Here is a 17170-nt window from a genome sequence, read left to right as displayed (position 1 = left end):
GCACGCCAGGCGGAGGTGACGACCTCGGGCGGACCCGTGGTCAGGCCGGGTCGAGCGCGTCGGCCCGGCGCAGGTCGGCCGCGAGGACCTCGCGCTGCTCGCGCCGGTGCGCACGCAGCGACCACGCGACGGCACCCGCCCAGACGGCGGCGATGACGGCATACGAGAGGTTCTGCACGGCGCCGGAGGCGTCGATCCAGTCGCTGCGCAGCAGGGTGCGGACGTTGGTCAGCACGATCAGACCGCCGACGGCCGAGCCGAGGATGCGCGGGGGGAGGTGCCGGACCAGCCAGGCCGCGATCGGGGCCGCGATCAGGCCGCCGATCAGCAGCGCGAGCGCCATGCCGGGCACCACGGCGCCGCCGCCGAGCCCGACGAAGAAGCCCACGGACGCGGCGATCGCCACCAAGAACTCGGAGGCGTCGATCGACCCGATCACCTTGCGCGGCTCGAGGCGGCCGCTGGCGAGGATGGCGGGCGTGCCCACCGGGCCCCAGCCGCCGCCGCCCGTGGCGTCGACGAAGCCGGCCACGAAGCCCAGCGGCGACAAGAAGCGTCGACGCAGCGGCTTGCCGAGGTGCTCGGTCGTCACGCTCTGGACGGTGAACCGCACCAGGATGTAGATGCCGAGCGTCAGCAGAACCAGCGACATGACGGGGGCGGCGACCTCGGTGGACAGCCAGGACAGGACGGTCGCGCCGAGGAAGGCGCCGATCGCGCCGGGCACGCCGATGCGGGCGACGACCTTCCAGTCGATGTTGCCGAACCTCCAGTGGCTGACGCCCGAGGCGAGGGTGGTGCCGATCTCGGCGAGGTGCACGGTGGCGGAGGCAGAGGCGGGGTTGATCCCGGCGGCGAGCAGCAGGGTGGACGACGTGACGCCGTACGCCATGCCGAGGCTGCCGTCGATGAGCTGGGCGATCAGGCCGACGATCGCAAGGATGATGAGGGAGGGCATGCGGGGGCTCCTGGGGACACGCGATGGGTTGGGGGCGGAAGCGGGTCAGCGACAGAGCTGGCTGGCAACGCGCTGCAGGTCCACGTGCCGGCGCACGACGCGCATCAGGTGCATGGCGTTGTCCTCGGGGAGGGGGGCATGCGAGGAGAGTAGGGAGGCGGTTCTTATGGAGTCAATAACATCGGCTTATGTCTCACGATCTGGGTTGCGGTATGCCGACGCCGCCCGTGCGCCGAGCCCGTCGGCAGCAGGCCACCGCCCAGCCTGGCTCCCGTAACCTTGGGCCTCATGGCTCGTCAGCGCACCCCCGAAGGCCCCCCTCCGCCCCCCGCGGTGCAGAAGATCCGGCTGCGCTACGCCAAGCGCGGTCGGCTGCGCTTCTCCTCGGCGCGGGACTTCCAGCGGGCGCTCGAGCGGGCGCTGCGCCGGGCGGGCGTGCCGATGGCCTACTCCGCGGGCTTCCACCCGCACCCCAAGATCAGCTACGCCAACGCGGCGCCGACGGGGACGGCGAGCGAGGCCGAGTACTTCGAGATCTCCGTGACCGAGCCGGTCGACCCGGCGCGTGTGGCCGCCGCCCTCGACGAGGCGCTGCCGCACGGCCTCGACGTCCTCGAGGCCGCGGATGCGTTGCCGGGGTCGCTGGCCGACCGGCTGCAAGCCTCGGAGTGGATCGTCGAGCTGCGCGGGCTCGACGACGACGAGCGCGCACAGGTCGAGCGGACCGTGGCGGCCTTCCTGCTGGCCGGGTCGGTCGAGATCAGCCGTATGACGAAGAGCGGCAACCGCACCTTCGACGTCCGATCGGCGGTGCTCGGCCTCGACCTGGAGGGTGCCGGCGAGCGGGCCGCGGCGAGCGGGGTCACCGTCAGCGCGGACGCGCAGCTGCTGCGGGTCCTGCTGCGGCATACGACCCCGACGGTCCGTCCCGACGACGTGATCGCGGCGCTCGCGGCGACGGGGGAGGGCCTGCCGCAGGTCACCCCGCTGATGACCAGGCTGGTGCAAGGCCCCTGGTCGGACGCCGACGCCACGGTCGGCGACCCCCTGCGCTGAGCGCCCGCCGGGCCCCTCGGGCCCGCCGGGCATGCCGGGAGTGCCACGCCCGGGTGCGCGTGGCCCGGCGAGCCTAGGGGCGGGTCCGGCGCGCTGTGCGATACTGCTGGAGGTCACGGTGCGACCCACTTCGTGCCGCTGACCCGACGACATCACGGCGACGTGCGGCGTCGCGACCGATCTGGTCGCCCGTCTCGCCCGACGACCGAGCCGACCGGCTCCGTCGACGTGATGGCGGCGGCACCACGTGAGTGACGCGCCTGGCGCGAGCCACGCGGTGCAGCAGACGACTTCCGTCGTCGGGGCAACCTGCTCCGCTGACGACGACGACCGCGCACCACGCGGCGACGAGGCGCTTGGCGCCGGCAGTGGGCGTGGCCTCGTGGTCGAGAAGGGAACGCCCCCGATGGCACCCGACAACGACACCCTCCCCACCTCCGACGCCGCAGACGCCTCCGACGTCACGGGCACCGCCGAAGCCCCCGACACCGCAGGGGGCCCCGACACCGCCGAAGCCCCCGACACCTCCGAGGCCACGGCGCCTGCCAAGAAGGCCACCCGCCCCCGCAAGGCCGCCGCCACCAAGCGGGCGCCGCGCAAGGCCGCCAAGAAGGCCCCCGCCGCCGAGGAGGCGCACCGCCCGAGCATCAGCGACGCTGACGACCTGCTCGGCACGCCCGGCACCGAGGCCGAGGAGGGCGACGCCCGCGCCGCGGTCGACGCCGTCACCGCCGCCGCCCCCGCCAAGAAGGCCGCCAAGCGCACCCGCCGCGCCACCACGAAGGCGTCGGCCCCCTCCGTGACCGAGTCCGTCGCCGGCACCGACGCCGACGATGATGCGTATGACGCGCCCGGCCTCACCTCCGGGGTGCCCGACCACGCCGCCGAGCGGGCCGCCGCGCAGGCGGACGCCGTGGAGCACGCCCCCGAGATCGCGGCCGCCGCGGCCGACGGGGACGCCGACGACAGCGACGAGGAGGTCGTCGACATCGCGCTGGCGGTGCTGGACGAGGACCACCTCAACGACCTGATCAACGAGCTGCCCGTGCGTTCTGCCGGCGACGCCGCCGCGCCGGCCGTCTCGCCGTTCGGCCTGCTCTTCCAGGCGCCGGACCCCACGGTGGCCCGTCGCTCGCGGCGCGCCACCTCGCCGAGCGTCGACCCCTCCACCATCCAGCGCGACGAGACCGACGACGCCGAGGGCGACGAGCACGACGACCTCGACGACCCGGCTCGGGGCCGGCCGCGTGGCCGGGTCTCCCGCTCACGCGACGAGCGGGACCTGCGCGGCCGGGACGCCCGTGGCCGCGACGTGGAGGACGATGAGGGCGACAGCCGCGGCGCGGGGAGCACCGGTCGCACCGACGGACCCGACGTCGATGACGCGGACGAGCAGGACGACGACCAGGCCCCGCGTCGTCGTCGTCGTGGTGGCAAGGGCCGCCGCGGCCGGTCGGGCTCCGACGACCGGGGCGCCTCTGACGAGCAGGCCGACGGCGATGACGACAGCGCCGACCGCGGCGGCCGCGGCCGCACCGGCGACCGCGACGACCGCCAGGTCGACGACGACACGAACGACGCAGACGACACGAACGACGCAGACGACACGCACGACGCAGACGACACCGACGACCAGGGCGACGACGGCGAGCAGTCCGGGGGCTCCCGCCGCTCGCGCCGCCGCCGCGGCCGTGGTCGCTCCGGCGGACGCGCGGACTCCGACGGCGACGACCGCAGCGACGACAAGGGCGACGACGAGCCGGACGACTCCGATGAGGGCCGCGACGGCCGCAGCTCCCGCAACGGCCGGGACGACCAGGGCGAGGACGACGACGACTCGTCGAGCTCCTCGCGTCGGCGTCGCCGCCGTCGTCGCTCCGGCTCCGGCGGTGGGGACGAGGACCCGCCCGGCACCGTGACCAAGGTGCGTGAGTCCCGTCGCTCGGACTCCGCCACCGGTATCAAGGGATCGACCCGCCTGGAGGCCAAGAAGCAGCGCCGCCGCGAGGGCCGCGAGGCCGGGCGTCGCCGCACGATCATCACCGAGGCCGAGTTCCTCGCCCGCCGCGAGAGTGTCGAGCGGACCATGGTCGTCCGCGACAGCGGCGACCGCACCCAGATCGCCGTGCTCGAGGACGGCGTCCTCGTGGAGCACTACGTCTCGCGGGAGCAGTCGGCGAGCTCGACCAGCATCGCGGGCAACATCTACCTCGGGCGCGTGCAGAACGTCCTGCCGTCGATGGAGGCCGCCTTCGTCGACATCGGCAAGGGCCGCAACGCCGTGCTCTACGCCGGCGAGGTCAACTGGGACGCCGCGGGTCTGGAGAACGGCCAGCCGCGCCGCATCGAGAACGCCCTCAAGTCCGGGCAGACGGTCCTGGTCCAGGCGACCAAGGACCCGATCGGTCACAAGGGCGCCCGCCTGACCTCGCAGATCTCGCTGCCCGGCCGTTACCTCGTCTTCGTCCCCGGCAGCTCGATGACGGGGATCAGCCGCAAGCTGCCCGACACCGAGCGCGCCCGGCTCAAGAAGATCCTCAAGGAGGTCATGCCCGCCGACGCCGGCGTGATCGTCCGCACGGCCGCCGAGGGGGCCAGCGAGCAGGAGCTGCGCGCCGACGTCGCCCGCCTCACCTCGATGTGGGACGACATCCAGGCCAAGGCCGGCGCGCGCGGCACCAACGCCCCGGCGCTGCTGCACGGCGAGCCGGACCTGACGGTCCGGGTGATCCGCGACGTCTTCAACGAGGACTTCAGCTCGCTGGTCGTGTCCGGGCCCCAGGTCTGGGAGACCGTGAGCTCGTATGTCGAGTCCGTGGCCCCCGACCTGGCCCCGCGGCTGACGCGGTGGACCGGTGACAAGGACGTCTTCGCGGAGCACCGCGTCGACGAGCAGCTCGCCAAGGCGATGGACCGCAAGGTCTGGCTGCCCTCCGGCGGCTCCCTGGTGATCGACCGCACCGAGGCGATGACCGTGGTCGACGTCAACACCGGCAAGTTCGTCGGCCAGGGCGGCAACCTCGAGGAGACCGTCACCAAGAACAACATCGAGGCGGCCGAGGAGATCGTGCGCCAGCTGCGGCTGCGCGACATCGGCGGCATCATCGTCGTCGACTTCATCGACATGGTCCTCGAGTCCAACCGCGACCTGGTCGTGCGGCGGCTCGTCGAGTGCCTGGGCCGTGACCGCACCAAGCACCAGGTCGCCGAGGTCACCTCGCTGGGCCTGGTCCAGATGACCCGCAAGCGCGTGGGGACCGGACTGATCGAGTCCTTCTCCACCACCTGCGAGCACTGCAACGGCCGCGGGATCCTCGTCTCCTCCACGCCGGTCGCTCCGGGCACGGAGTCAGGCGTCGACCACTCGCACGAGCAGGGCGGCCGTCGTGGCCGCAAGGGCAAGGGCGGCAACGGCGGCTCGAACGGTGGCTCGAACGGCGGCTCCGGCAACGGGGGCTCTGGCAACGGCGGCTCCGGCAACGGTGGCAACGGCGGGAACGGGTCCGGCGCCGGCAAGGCCGAGGACGCCGGGCCGACCCCCGCCCAGATCGCCGCGGCCGCGCACGCCGCCGCGATGGCCGCTTCCAAGGCCGTGGCCGAGGACGAGCAGCCCGCGTCGCCCGACGAGGTGGCCCGGGCCATCGACGACGCCATGTCCTCCGTGCTCGGCGACGAGCCGGCCGCCTCGTCGGCTCCGGCCGGTGCGGCCACGGACGCCAGCGCGCACGACGCCCCGCAGGAGGAGGAGCGCCCCGCCCGTGGGCGCCGCTCCGCCCGCAAGGGACGCGCCTCCAAGGCGGCCGGCGCGCCCGCTCCGGCACCGGCGCCGGCCGAGGCAGGGCCCGGTGCGGATCCTGCCGAGGGCGCCGCGCCCGGCTCCGACGCCGAGTCGGCGGCCAACGCCGCCTCCGACGCCGCGGCGAGCGCCGACCACCCCGGTCTCGGCTGGGGGTCGCAGGATGAGTCCGGCACGCCCCGTCCCGGAGCCGCCACGGCCGGCGCCGGCTGGGGCGCGGACACCTCCGTGGCCGACGTCGACGCTCCCGCCGGGGTGGTCGCCGCCGCGATCGCCCAGCAGCGGGACCAGGCGCTGGACCAGACCGTCGCCCCGACCGACAACGCGCCCGAGGCCGAGACCAGCCCCGAGCCCGAGCAGCGCCCCCGCCGGCGCCGCGGTCGAGTCGTCGCCCCCGCGGGACCGCCCAAGGCCGCTGAGGCCAGCGGGTCGGCATACGAGCCCTCGCCCGCGACCGACGCCTGACTGGTCTCGTGGGGTGGTCCGGGCACCGGGATCGGTGTCCGGACCACCCCACGAGGGGCCGGGCCGGGGATTTGGTCACAGCACCCCCGCCCCGGTACTCTGGTGAGTCGGTGCGTCCACCGTCCCCCGCGTTGCCCAGGCGAAGTGCCAGGCGCGATCGGAGGCCGGTCACGAAGCGGCGGCCGGTTCCACACCCTCATCAAGAGAGCGAGTCTGCAACGTGTACGCGATTGTTCGCGCAGGCGGGCGCCAGGAGAAGGTCTCCGTCGGCGACGTCCTCATCGTCGACAAGGTGAACGACAAGCCCGGCGAGTCCATCCAGCTCCAGCCCCTGCTGCTCGTTGACGGCTCCACCGTCACCAGTGACGCAGCCACGCTTGCCAAGGTCAAGGTCACGGCCGAGGTCGTCAAGGCGACCAAGGGCCCCAAGATCACGATCATGAAGTACAAGAACAAGACGGGCTACCGCAAGCGCCAGGGTCACCGTCAGCCGACCACCCAGATCAAGGTCACCGCGATCGAGGCCTGAGCCTCCTCGCACCCCCAGCTCACGATTCGACGAAGGCAGGCTTAGTCATGGCACACAAGAAGGGTGCATCCAGCTCCAAGAACGGTCGCGACTCGAACGCCCAGCGCCTCGGCGTCAAGCGCTTCGGCGGCCAGGAGGTCAACGCCGGCGAGATCATCGTCCGCCAGCGCGGCACGCACTTCCACCCCGGCGCCAACGTCGGCCGCGGCAAGGACGACACGCTGTTCGCCCTCGCCGCCGGTGCCGTCGAGTTCGGCACCAAGCGCGGCCGCAAGGTCGTCAACATCGTCGCCGGCGAGTGACGCACCGCTGAGCCTCCGCTCAGCACACATGTTTGCGCGAGGGTGCAGGCCACGAGCCTGCACCCTCGCGCGGTTTGCCACCGAGGAGATAAGGACCAGGACATGGCGAGCTTCGTCGACCGGGTGACGCTGCACGTGCAGGCGGGCAACGGTGGTCACGGCGTGGCCTCCGTGCACCGCGAGAAGTTCAAGCCGCTCGGCGGCCCCGACGGGGGCAACGGTGGTCGCGGCGGGTCGGTCGTGCTCCGCGTCGACCCGCAGAAGACCACGCTCCTCGACTACCACCACACCCCGCACCGCAAGGCCGGCAACGGCAAGCCGGGCGAGGGCGCCGAGCGCAACGGCGCCGACGGCGACGACCTGGTGCTCGGTGTGCCGCAGGGGACCGTCGTCAAGGACAAGCAGGGCCGACTGCTCGCCGACCTCGTCGAGATGGGCGGGGAGTATGTCGTCGCCCAGGGCGGTCGCGGCGGCCTCGGCAACAAGGCGCTGGCGTCCACCCGCCGCAAGGCCCCCGGCTTCGCCCTCCTCGGTGAGCCGGGCGACGAGCACGACGTCGTGCTGGAGCTCAAGACGCTCGCCGACGTCGCCCTGATCGGCTTCCCCTCCGCCGGCAAGTCGTCCCTGGTGTCGGTGCTCTCCAGCGCCCGACCCAAGATCGCGGACTACCCCTTCACCACGCTGGTGCCCAACCTCGGCGTCGTGACGGCGGGCTCCGCGCGCTACACGATCGCCGACGTGCCCGGGCTGATCCCCGGCGCTCACGAGGGCAAGGGCCTCGGCCTGGAGTTCCTGCGCCACGTCGAGCGCTGCTCGGTGCTGGTGCACGTCGTGGACTGCGCCACCCTGGAGCCCGACCGCGACCCGATGTCCGACCTCGAGGCGATCGAGCGCGAGCTCAGCCTCTACGTCCCCGACGCGACCCTGGGTGGCAAGCCCCTCACCGAGCGCACGCGCATCGTCGTGCTCAACAAGGCCGACGTCCCCGAGGCCGAGGAGCTCGCCGAGTTCGTCAAGCCCGACCTGCAGGCCCGCGGCCTCGAGGTGCACGTCGTCTCCGCGGTGGCCCGCACCGGGCTCAAGGAGCTCACCTTCTCCCTGGCGCGCCACGTCGAGGCGGCCCGCGCCGAGCTGGAGGAGGTCGTGACCCCGCGCGTCGTCATACGGCCCAAGGCCGTCGACGACACCGGCTTCACCGTCCGCAAGGAGAACACCTCCGACGGGGTCATCTATCGCGTCGTCGGCGACCGGCCCGCCCGGTGGGTGCGCCAGACCGACTTCAGCAACGACGAGGCCGTCGGCTACCTCGCCGACCGGCTGGGCCGGCTGGGCGTCGAGGAGGAGCTGTTCAAGGTCGGGGCGGTCGCCGGGGACACCGTCGTGATCGGGGCCGAGGACGACGCGGTCGTCTTTGACTGGGAGCCGACCCTCGCCGCCGGCGCCGAGCTGCTCGGCCGTCGCGGCACCGACCTGCGCCTGGAGCAGGCGGAGGGCACCCGTCGCGCCACCCGCGCCGAGAAGCGCGAGGAGCTCGCCGACCTCAAGGCCGCCCGCCGCAAGACCGCCGCCGAGCTTGACGCCGAGCGCCGGTCCGGCCACTGGGCGACGCTGCGCGACGAGGACTGACCGGCCGTGACGGACGAGGTCGACCTCACCGGGGGGACGGGCACCCGGCAGCGCATCGCCGGTGCGCAGCGCATCGTCGTCAAGGTCGGCTCGTCCTCGCTGACCGGCGGGGACGGTGACCTGGACGACCTCGCCATCGGTCGGCTCGTCGACGCGCTGGCTGGCCGCTGGCGCGGTGGCGCGCAGGTGGTGCTCGTCTCGTCGGGCGCCATCGCCGCCGGGCTCAACCCCCTGGCCCTGCCCAAGCGCCCCCGTGACCTCGCCACCCAGCAGGCCGCCGCCGCCGTGGGCCAGGGTGCCCTGATGGCGGCCTACACCGCCAGCTTCGGGCGTCACGGGGCCCGCGTCGGGCAGGTGCTGCTGACCGAGATGGACGTCACGCGGCGCTCGCACTACGTCAACGCGCGCCGCACGCTCGTGCGTCTCCTGCACCTCGGCGTCGTGCCCGTCGTCAACGAGAACGACTCGGTCGCCACGCAGGAGATCCGCTTCGGGGACAACGACCGGCTCGCCGCCCTGGTCGCGCACCTGGTCAAGGCCGACGCCCTGGTGCTCCTCTCCGACGTCGACGCGCTGTATGACGGACCGCCCTCGCGCCCGGGCGCGCGTCGGATCCCCGTGGTGCGCGGCGCGGCCGACCTGGCCGACGTGGTCGTGCGCGGCTCCGGCAGCAAGGTCGGGACCGGCGGGATGACGACCAAGATCGAGGCCGCCCGCATCGCCACCGGCGCCGGCATCCCGGCGCTGGTCACGTCCGCCGCGCTGGCCGCCGAGGCGCTGGGCGGCGAGGACGTGGGGACCGTCTTCGAGGCGCCGGCGGTGCGGCCGCGCGGCCGGCTGCTCTGGCTGCGGCACGCCTCGACGGCGCGGGGGCGGCTCGAGCTGGACGCCGGGGCCGTCGACGCGGTCGTGGCGCACCGTCGCTCGCTGCTGCCCGCCGGGATCGTGGGCGTGAGCGGCCGCTTCGACGAGGGCGACGCGGTGGACCTGGTCGCGCCGGACGGGCTCGTGGTGGGGCGGGGGCTGGTCAACTACGGCTCGTCCGAGCTGCCCGCCATGCTGGGTCGCAGCACCCACGACCTGGGGGACGAGCTGGGGGAGCAGTACCGCCGGGAGGTCATCCACCGCGACGACCTCGCCCTCCTCTGACCCGCCGGGGGTAGGGGCATCGACCGGCCTTCGTCCCCCAGGCTGATGATCCCGCCCCCGGTAGGGGCATCGGCCGGCTTTCGTTCGCCAGGCTGATGATCCCGCCGGGGGTAGGGGCATCGGCCGGCCTTCGTTCGCTAGGCTGATGATCCCGCCCCCGGTAGGGGCATCGGCCGGGCGTGGTTCCGGGCGTGTGCCCAGCCCCGCGAGACGGTGGGGGCGTCATACGGCCGGTTGCGGTTGGATGGGAGCATGACCACCCCGGCCGCCAAGCCCATCGATCCCGGCGCTCGCGAGCTCGTCTCGGGGCTCGCCGCCCGCGCGCGCACCGCCGCCCGCGAGCTGGCGCTGCTGCCACGAGGCCGCAAGGATGACGCGCTGCGGACCATGGCTGACGCGCTCCTCGCGGCGACCGATCGCATCGTCGCGGCCAACAACCTCGACGTCGAGCGCGAGACCGCCGCCGGCACCCGGGCCAACCTGCTGGACCGCCTCACCCTCACCGAGCCGCGCGTCGCCGCCACCGCCCAGGGGCTGCGCGACGTGGCCGGGCTCCCCGACCCGGTGGGTGACGTCGTCCGTGGCAGCACCACCCCGACCGGGTTGCAGGTCAGGCAGGTTCGCGTTCCGATGGGCGTGGTCGGGATGATCTACGAGGCGCGCCCCAACGTCACCGTCGACGCCGCCGGCCTGGCCCTCAAGTCCGGCAACGCCTGCATCCTGCGCGGCGGCAGCGCCGCGGAGCACACCAACCGGGTGCTCGTGGAGGTCCTCCGCGAGACCCTGCGCACCCTCGACCTCAACCCCGACGCCGTCCAGCTGCTCGACGCGCCCGGGCACGACGCGGTGCGCGCCCTCATGACGGCCCGCGGCGAGGTCGACCTCCTCATCCCGCGCGGGGGAGCGGGTCTGATCCAGACCGTCGTCACCGAGTCGACCGTCCCCACGATCGAGACGGGGGTAGGCAACTGTCACGTCTATGTCGACGCCGGCGCCGACCTGGACATGGCCGAGCGGATCACGCTGAACTCCAAGACCCACCGCACCAGCGTCTGCAACGCCGCCGAGTCGCTGCTCGTCCACGAGGCCGTCGCCGATCAGGCGCTGCCTCGGATCCTGCGGGCGCTCGGCAGCGAGGGCGTCGTCATCCACGCCGACCCGGACCTCAAGGACGTCGCCGAGCAGGCCGGCGCGCGCTGGGTGGAGGCGACCGACGAGGACTGGGCGGCGGAGTACCTCTCCTTGGACATGGCCGTCCGCGTGGTGCCCTCGCTCGATGCCGCGATCGAGCACGTGCGCCGGTGGTCCAGCGGCCACACGGACGCCATCGTGACCGACGACCGTGGAGCCGCGCGGCGATTCGTCGACGAGGTGGACTCGGCAGCGGTCATGGTCAACGCGAGCACGAGGTTCACCGACGGCGGTGAGCTGGGCTTCGGTGCCGAGATCGGCATCTCCACCCAGAAGCTCCATGCCCGCGGCCCCATGGCCCTCGAGGAGCTCACGAGCACCAAGTGGGTCGTCGAGGGCGACGGACAGGTCCGCGTCTGACGGCGTGATCTGCGCGCCCCGGACGGTGAGTTCCTCTAGGTTTGTGGCGTTCGACGACGAGAGGACGTGCCGCACGTGGAGGGTCACGAGGTCCGCAAGCTGGCCAGGCTGGAGGACGCGCACTGGTGGTACCGCGAGCGCAGGCACATCCTCGCTCGCATGATCTCCGGTATGACGCCCGGCCGGGCCCTGGACATCGGGGCCGCCGGGGGAGGCAACACCCGCGTGCTGATCGAGCACGGGTGGCAGGCCGTGGCGCTGGAGTACACCCAGGACGGCGCGCTGGCTGCCGACGAGCGCTCGGTGCCGGTGATGCGGGCCGACGCGACGAACCTGCCCGTGGACACCGGGTCGCTGGACCTGGTGATGGCCTTCGACCTGCTCGAGCACCTGGTCGAGCACGACGCGTGCGTGCAGGAGGTGCACCGGGTGCTCAAGCCGGGTGCTCCGTTCCTCGTGGCCGTGCCCGTCGACCCCAAGCTGTGGTCCGACCACGACTTCGCCGTCGGTCACGTGCGGCGCTATCACCGCGCCGAGATCCTGGACCTGCTGCAGCGCAACGGTTTCGAGATCGAGCGACGCTTCGCCTGGAACGTCCTGCTGCGGCCGGTCGTGTCCATGCGCCGCCGCACGAGCCAGGGCAGCGACCTGCAGGACACGCACTGGGCGGTCAACGCGGCGCTGCGGGCGGTCATCACGGTGGAGCGCTACCTGCCGGTCAAGGACCTGCCTGGCGTCAGCGAGTTCGTCGTCGCGCGCCGGCGCTGATGCCCCTACCCCCGGCGGGGTCATCAGCCTGGGGGACGAAGCCCGGTCGATGCCCCTACCCCCGGTGGGATCATCAGCCTGGGGGACGAAGCCCGGCTGATGCCCCTACCCCCGGCGGGATCATCAGCCTGGGGGACGAAGGCCGGTCGATGCCCCTACCCCCGGTAGGTCAGCGGTCGATGGGTTCGCCCGCCAGGCCGTGGGCGTCCAGGGTGCCCTCGCTCGTGTCGGTTCCCCGCATCGTCGGGTCGGCCCCTCGCGCGCTCGCCCCGGCAGCCGCGGTCCCCCCGCCGAGGGCGACCTCGGGCCGAGACGCCGTTGCGCCCGTCGGGCGGCCGGTCGCCATACGAGCACTGCGCGGTATGGCGAACCGGTGGTCGTCACGGTCCCGCGCCGAGTCGTAGGCGATGAAGTAGCTGGGGCGCTCCTGCAGCTGCTGGTACATCCGGCCGAGGTACTCGCCGAGGATCCCGAGGCAGAGCAGCTGCAGCCCGCCCACCAGGGCGATCATGCCCACGGTCGAGGCCCAGCCCGCGATGGCGTGACCGGTGAAGCGGCCGATCACGGCATACGCGATCAGCAGCAGCGAGGCGATGAAGCCCCCGAAGCCGAACCACGTGGCGAGGCGCAGCGGCTTGAGGCTGAAGCCGATGATCGAGTCGACCGACAGCATCACCATCTTCATGAACGGATACTTCGACTCGCCGGCCGCCCGCTCCTCACGCTTGTAGGGGACGCTCGCCGACGGGAAGTTCAGCGCCGGCACGACGAAGCGCAGCACCCGCCCGTGCTCGGGGAGCGCGTTGACGGCGTCGACGGTGGCGCGCGACATGAGACGGAAGTCGCCGGCGTTGCCTGCGGTCTCCATGCCGGTCAGGCGGGAGTGGACGGAGTAGAACGCCTTGGCCGTCTCGCGCTTGAAGAAGGTGTCCGTGGAGCGGTCCGAGCGCACGCCGTAGACGACGTCGACACCCTCCTCGTGGGCAACGCGCAGCATGTCGGCGATCGTCTCGGGGGGGTCCTGCAGGTCGGCGTCCAAGGTGACGACGAAGTCGCCGTGGGCGGACACGAGACCGGCCGAGATCGCCGCCTGGTGGCCGGAGTTCGCGCGCAGGCGCACCACGCGCAGCTGCTCCCACTCGCGGCGGTAGCGTTGCAGCAGCACGGCCGTCTGGTCCTTGGACCCGTCGTCGACCGCGACGACCTCGTAGCTCGTGCCTAGGCCGTCGAGCACCGGGCGCAGCCGCTGCACCAGCAGCGGGAGCACCTGCTCCTCGTTGTACATGGGGATGACGACGGATAGCTCAGGGACCATGCGTGCCAGCCTAGGACCGTGGCGTTGGCAATGGCCGAAGCGGGTGCTGTGCGTCGGCTGTGCCGTTGCGCCCTCGAGACCGGCATCGGGGGCGGCCGCGCACCAAGCAGGTAGCATGGCCGCATGACTTCTGCCGCCTTGATCCTCGCCGAGGGCGAGCACCACTCCGAGCACGCGATGACGCTGCCGTTCGCCGACTTCTGGTTCGGGGTCATCGCGCTGGCGCTGTTCATGGCTCTGCTCGCCATCACCTTCGCGTTCCGCAACACCGCCGCCAAGCTCAGCCATGGCGGCGTCAACGACGCGTCGCACGGCTCGCACAGCTCGCCCGGGAGCGGGCACTGAGACAGCGGATCGGCGTGATGGGCGGGACCTTCGATCCCATCCACCACGGTCACCTGGTCGCCGCGAGCGAGGTCCAGGCGTTGTTCGACCTCGACGAGGTCGTCTTCGTGCCGACCGGCCAGCCGTGGCAGAAGGCCGCGTCGAGCGTCTCCCCGGGAGAGCACCGCTACCTGATGACGGTGATCGCGACGGCCTCCAACCCGAGGTTCTCGGTGTCGCGCGTCGACATCGACCGCGACGGGCCGACCTACACGATCGACACGCTGCGCGACCTGCGGCGGCTCAACCCCGACGCAGAGCTGTTCTTCATCACCGGCGCGGATGCCTTGTCGCGGATCCTGTCGTGGAAGGACGTCGACGAGCTGTGGGACCTGGCGCACTTCATCGGCGTCACCCGGCCCGGCTACCACCTGTCGGAGTCCGGGCTCCCGGCGGACGGCGTGACCCTCACCGAGGTCCCCGCCATGGCGATCAGCTCCACCGACTGCCGCGAGCGCGTCGTCGAGGGCAAGCCCGTGTGGTACCTCGTGCCGGACGGGGTGGTGCAGCACATCAACAAGTACCGGCTGTATGCCGCGTCCGCGCCCGTGGTCTCGACCGACCCGGCCCTGTCCGGGGTGTCGGTCAACGGCGGGCTCACCGATCCCGCGACGTCCGCCTCCACCGCGGCGTCCGCCTCCACCTCGGCGTCCGCGCCGTCACCGACCATCACCCCGAAGGATCCTGCGTGACCGCCACCCCCCGTGCCATCGAGCTCGCCAAGGCCGCCGCCCTCGCGGCGGACGACAAGCGCGCCCGCGACATCATCGCGCTCGACGTCAGCGACCAGCTCGCCCTGACCGACATCTTCGTCCTCGCGTCGGCGCCCAACGACCGCCAGGTCCGCGCGATCGTGGACGAGGTCGAGGACCGCCTGCGCGACCTGGGCGCCAAGCCCGTGCGCCGCGAGGGCGAGAAGGACGGTCGCTGGGTCCTCATCGACTTCGTCGACGTCGTGGTGCACGTCCAGCACAGCGACGAGCGCGAGTTCTACAGCCTGGAGCGGCTGTGGAAGGACTGCCCGACGGTCGACCTCGGGCTGCCGGACCCCGCCGGTCGACAAGACGAGGACGACCCGTATGCCGACGCGCCCGCCCGGACGACCGGGTGGCCGGGACTGCGCGACTGACCCGCATGGCCAGGCGACTCATCCTGTGGCGGCACGGCGAGACCGCCCACAACGCCGCGGGCATCTGGCAGGGGCAGCTCGACATCAAGCTGTCCGAGACCGGGCGCGCGCAGGCCGCTGCGGCGGCCCCGCACCTCGCGGTACGGCGTCCTGACCTGATCGTCAGCTCGGACCTGCTGCGGGCCGCGGCCACCGCCGACGCGCTCGGGGATCTGCTGGGCGTCGAGGTGGAGCGCGACGAGCGCTTCCGCGAGATCCATGCGGGGGAGTGGCAGGGTCGTACGGGTGCGGAGGTGCGCGCGGAGTATCCCGCCGACGCCGAGCGCATGCTGACCGGCGAGGACTTCAAGCGCGGTGGTCACGGGGAGTCCGTGGCGGACGTGGCGACCCGCGTCCTCGCCGGGGCGAAGGACCTGGTGGGTCGTCTGCCGCAGGACGGCCTCGCCGTCGTGGTGTCGCACGGGGTGGCCGCCCGCGCCCTCGCTGCCGAGCTCGTCGGCCTGCCGCAGAAGCAGGCCTGGCTCGTCCTGGGCGGACTGCGCAACTGCCACTGGGCCGAGCTCGCCCAGATGCCCTCGGGCGGCTGGCGCATCGAGACCTGGAATCTCGGCTCCCCGGACGCCGACGAGGGCGCCTCGTGGCCGACGGAGCGCTGAGGCCGAGGTCCGGGAGGGGCGACCGGCACGGCATACGTCGATTTGGTCGCAGCGGTGAACTCTGGCTAAAGTGATCCAGTCGCAGCGAGCGTGAGCCCGCGACGACGACCCGCGGGACTCGTCTCGTGAGGGGCTGTAGCGCAGCTGGTAGCGCACCTCCATGGCATGGAGGGGGTCAGGGGTTCGAGTCCCCTCAGCTCCACCCCACGCACAAGGCTCGAACCCTCGCCAACGGAAAGGTCGGTGGAGGTTCGGGCCTTGTTCACGTCTGCGGCCCAGGTCAGTGCGTTGGCGTCGACCTGCGGGTCGGGGAGCATCTCGAAGGGCCGGTTGTGCTCGACGCGCAGCTCGTCGTCCTCGTCGATGTAGACCTCGGTGACGAGCGCCTGGTTGCACAGCCGCCGGTTGGTACGGGCCGCCGTCAGGCCCCGAGCAGCCGTGTGAGGACGCGCACCACACCGTCCTCGGTGTTGGCGGGAGCCAGATAGGCCGCCTGCTCGATCAGGTCGTCGTGGGCGTTGGCCATCGCGAAGGACCATTCCGCGGTGCCGAGCATCTGCAGGTCGTTGAGGTAGTCGCCCAGCACCACGGTCTGGGCGGGGGTCACGCCGAGCCGGGCCTGCAGCGCCCGCACGCCCTGGCCCTTGTCGACGCCGCGCACCATGATGTCGAGCCAGTGCTTGCCGGACACGACGACCTGGTGGGTGCGGGCGACCTCGCCAAAGATCGGGTCGACGTGGCGCTCGGAGTCCTCGAAGTCGTAGACGGCGAGCTTGAGCACGTCGTCCTCGACGGCGTGCAGGTCCTCCACGACCTCCAGCCTGGCGTAGTACTTGTCGCACTCGGCCAGGAACGCCCGGTCGTTGCGCTCGACGTAGGCGCTGCGCACGCCGCACACCACGAGGCCCAGGTCGTGGTCGCGGGCGGCCTCGCGGACCGTGCCTACGACCGAGCGCGTGATCTCGGCCGAGACGGTGGTCGTCGAGACGACCTCGTCGTCGTGGACCACGAGGGTGCCGTTCTCGGCGACGTAGGACAGCCCCTGCGGCGCGCGCTCGAAGACGCGCTGCAGCGTGGCGAGCTGGCGACCGCTGGCCGGCACGAAGGTGATCCCGCGCTCACCCATCAGCGTCAGCAGCCCCCAGAAGTCCGCGGGCACCGCCCCGGACTCGTCCAGCAGCGTCCCGTCCATGTCGGCGACCACGAGTCGCACGTCGTGCGGGCCGGGGGCGATCGTGGTCCAGGGGCGGGCTGGCATGGGGCACCTTTCGGTGGGCGATTGCGGGGATGTCCCGATCGTATGGCGCCCCGCCGCCACCACGCCCCACCCGATCACACGGCGACCCCGCGTCACGGGCGGTTCGGCATACGGCCTGCTCGTCCAGCCCCGATGACCCTGCGGTAGCCTGGGCGGGTGGCCCACCAGCAGCTCCTTGTCGGGCCGCGCTGAGCGAGTCGGACATCAGCGCGGCTGCCCCTCTGCGTG

At 72.7% G+C, this 17170-nt stretch carries 15 protein-coding genes and 1 tRNA gene; 13 read left to right on the top strand and 3 right to left on the bottom strand.

Annotated features, from left to right (window positions below; translation table 11 throughout):
• Positions 1–40: 40 nt before the first annotated feature.
• Positions 41–958, bottom strand: a complete 918-nt coding sequence (locus tag ACF3NS_RS14275; RefSeq protein ID WP_392466884.1) for a sulfite exporter TauE/SafE family protein — start codon at positions 956–958, stop codon at positions 41–43.
• A gap of 288 nt (positions 959–1246) precedes the next feature.
• Here ACF3NS_RS14275 and ACF3NS_RS14270 point away from each other — a divergent pair, with 288 nt between their 5' ends.
• The 8 genes from ACF3NS_RS14270 to ACF3NS_RS14235 all read left to right on the top strand — a co-directional run bounded on the left by ACF3NS_RS14270 (position 1247) and on the right by ACF3NS_RS14235 (position 12200).
• The gene (locus ACF3NS_RS14270) at positions 1247–2014 is read left to right on the top strand and encodes a TIGR03936 family radical SAM-associated protein (protein WP_392466882.1); all 768 of its coding nucleotides are present in this window, start codon (positions 1247–1249) and stop codon (positions 2012–2014) included.
• A gap of 406 nt (positions 2015–2420) precedes the next feature.
• Positions 2421–6275 carry a ribonuclease E/G gene (locus ACF3NS_RS14265; protein ID WP_392466879.1) on the top strand — a complete coding sequence of 1285 codons (3855 nt, stop codon included), beginning with the start codon at positions 2421–2423 and terminating at the stop codon, positions 6273–6275.
• Between the two features lie 220 nt (positions 6276–6495).
• Positions 6496–6804 carry a 50S ribosomal protein L21 gene (rplU, locus tag ACF3NS_RS14260; protein WP_288800096.1) on the top strand — a complete coding sequence of 103 codons (309 nt, stop codon included), beginning with the start codon at positions 6496–6498 and terminating at the stop codon, positions 6802–6804.
• 47 nt (positions 6805–6851) lie between these two features.
• On the top strand, positions 6852–7106 hold the full coding sequence (rpmA, locus tag ACF3NS_RS14255) for a 50S ribosomal protein L27 (RefSeq protein ID WP_019284283.1): 255 nt from the start codon (positions 6852–6854) through the stop codon (positions 7104–7106).
• Positions 7107–7208: 102 nt separating this feature from the next.
• Positions 7209–8732: a GTPase ObgE gene (obgE, locus tag ACF3NS_RS14250; protein ID WP_392466876.1), complete on the top strand. Its 1524-nt coding sequence runs from the start codon at positions 7209–7211 to the stop codon at positions 8730–8732.
• Between the two features lie 6 nt (positions 8733–8738).
• Entirely contained in the window at positions 8739–9881 is a 1143-nt protein-coding gene (gene proB / locus ACF3NS_RS14245) for a glutamate 5-kinase (RefSeq protein ID WP_392466874.1), read from the top strand.
• 252 nt (positions 9882–10133) lie between these two features.
• On the top strand, positions 10134–11432 hold the full coding sequence (locus ACF3NS_RS14240; RefSeq protein ID WP_392466872.1) for a glutamate-5-semialdehyde dehydrogenase: 1299 nt from the start codon (positions 10134–10136) through the stop codon (positions 11430–11432).
• 66 nt (positions 11433–11498) lie between these two features.
• Complete coding sequence (locus tag ACF3NS_RS14235; RefSeq protein ID WP_392466869.1) at positions 11499–12200, top strand: class I SAM-dependent methyltransferase; 702 nt, start codon at positions 11499–11501, stop codon at positions 12198–12200.
• A gap of 169 nt (positions 12201–12369) precedes the next feature.
• Here the strand turns inward: ACF3NS_RS14235 and ACF3NS_RS14230 are convergent, their stop codons facing one another.
• A complete protein-coding gene (locus tag ACF3NS_RS14230; protein WP_392466867.1) occupies positions 12370–13515 on the bottom strand; it encodes a glycosyltransferase family 2 protein in 1146 nt (381 codons plus the stop codon).
• Between the two features lie 123 nt (positions 13516–13638).
• On the opposite strand from ACF3NS_RS14230, the gene ACF3NS_RS14225 reads away from it, so the two are divergent.
• From ACF3NS_RS14225 to ACF3NS_RS14205, 5 genes are all read left to right on the top strand, one after another.
• Positions 13639–13860: a hypothetical protein gene (locus ACF3NS_RS14225; RefSeq protein WP_392466864.1), complete on the top strand. Its 222-nt coding sequence runs from the start codon at positions 13639–13641 to the stop codon at positions 13858–13860.
• Positions 13861–13877: 17 nt separating this feature from the next.
• Entirely contained in the window at positions 13878–14591 is a 714-nt protein-coding gene (nadD, locus tag ACF3NS_RS14220; protein ID WP_154592961.1) for a nicotinate-nucleotide adenylyltransferase, read from the top strand.
• Complete coding sequence (rsfS, locus tag ACF3NS_RS14215) at positions 14588–15028, top strand: ribosome silencing factor (RefSeq protein ID WP_311966480.1); 441 nt, start codon at positions 14588–14590, stop codon at positions 15026–15028. The genes nadD and rsfS overlap by 4 nt, the downstream gene beginning before the upstream one ends.
• 5 nt (positions 15029–15033) lie before the next feature.
• Complete coding sequence (locus ACF3NS_RS14210) at positions 15034–15684, top strand: histidine phosphatase family protein (RefSeq protein WP_392466862.1); 651 nt, start codon at positions 15034–15036, stop codon at positions 15682–15684.
• A 129-nt stretch (positions 15685–15813) separates the two neighbouring features.
• Positions 15814–15886: transfer RNA gene (locus tag ACF3NS_RS14205), tRNA-Ala, on the top strand.
• Between the two features lie 219 nt (positions 15887–16105).
• On the opposite strand, the gene ACF3NS_RS14200 is transcribed toward ACF3NS_RS14205, so the two are convergent.
• Positions 16106–16942 (bottom strand): Cof-type HAD-IIB family hydrolase, encoded by an 837-nt coding sequence (locus ACF3NS_RS14200; protein WP_154592963.1) that lies wholly within the window; start codon positions 16940–16942, stop codon positions 16106–16108.
• Positions 16943–17170 lie beyond the last annotated feature (228 nt).

This window comes from Arsenicicoccus cauae (assembly GCF_043162025.1).
Taxonomy (GTDB): Bacteria; Actinomycetota; Actinomycetes; order Actinomycetales; family Dermatophilaceae; genus Arsenicicoccus; species Arsenicicoccus cauae.
The sequence above is the reverse complement of the archived record's forward strand: the minus strand, read 5'-3'. Positions and strand labels throughout refer to the sequence as shown.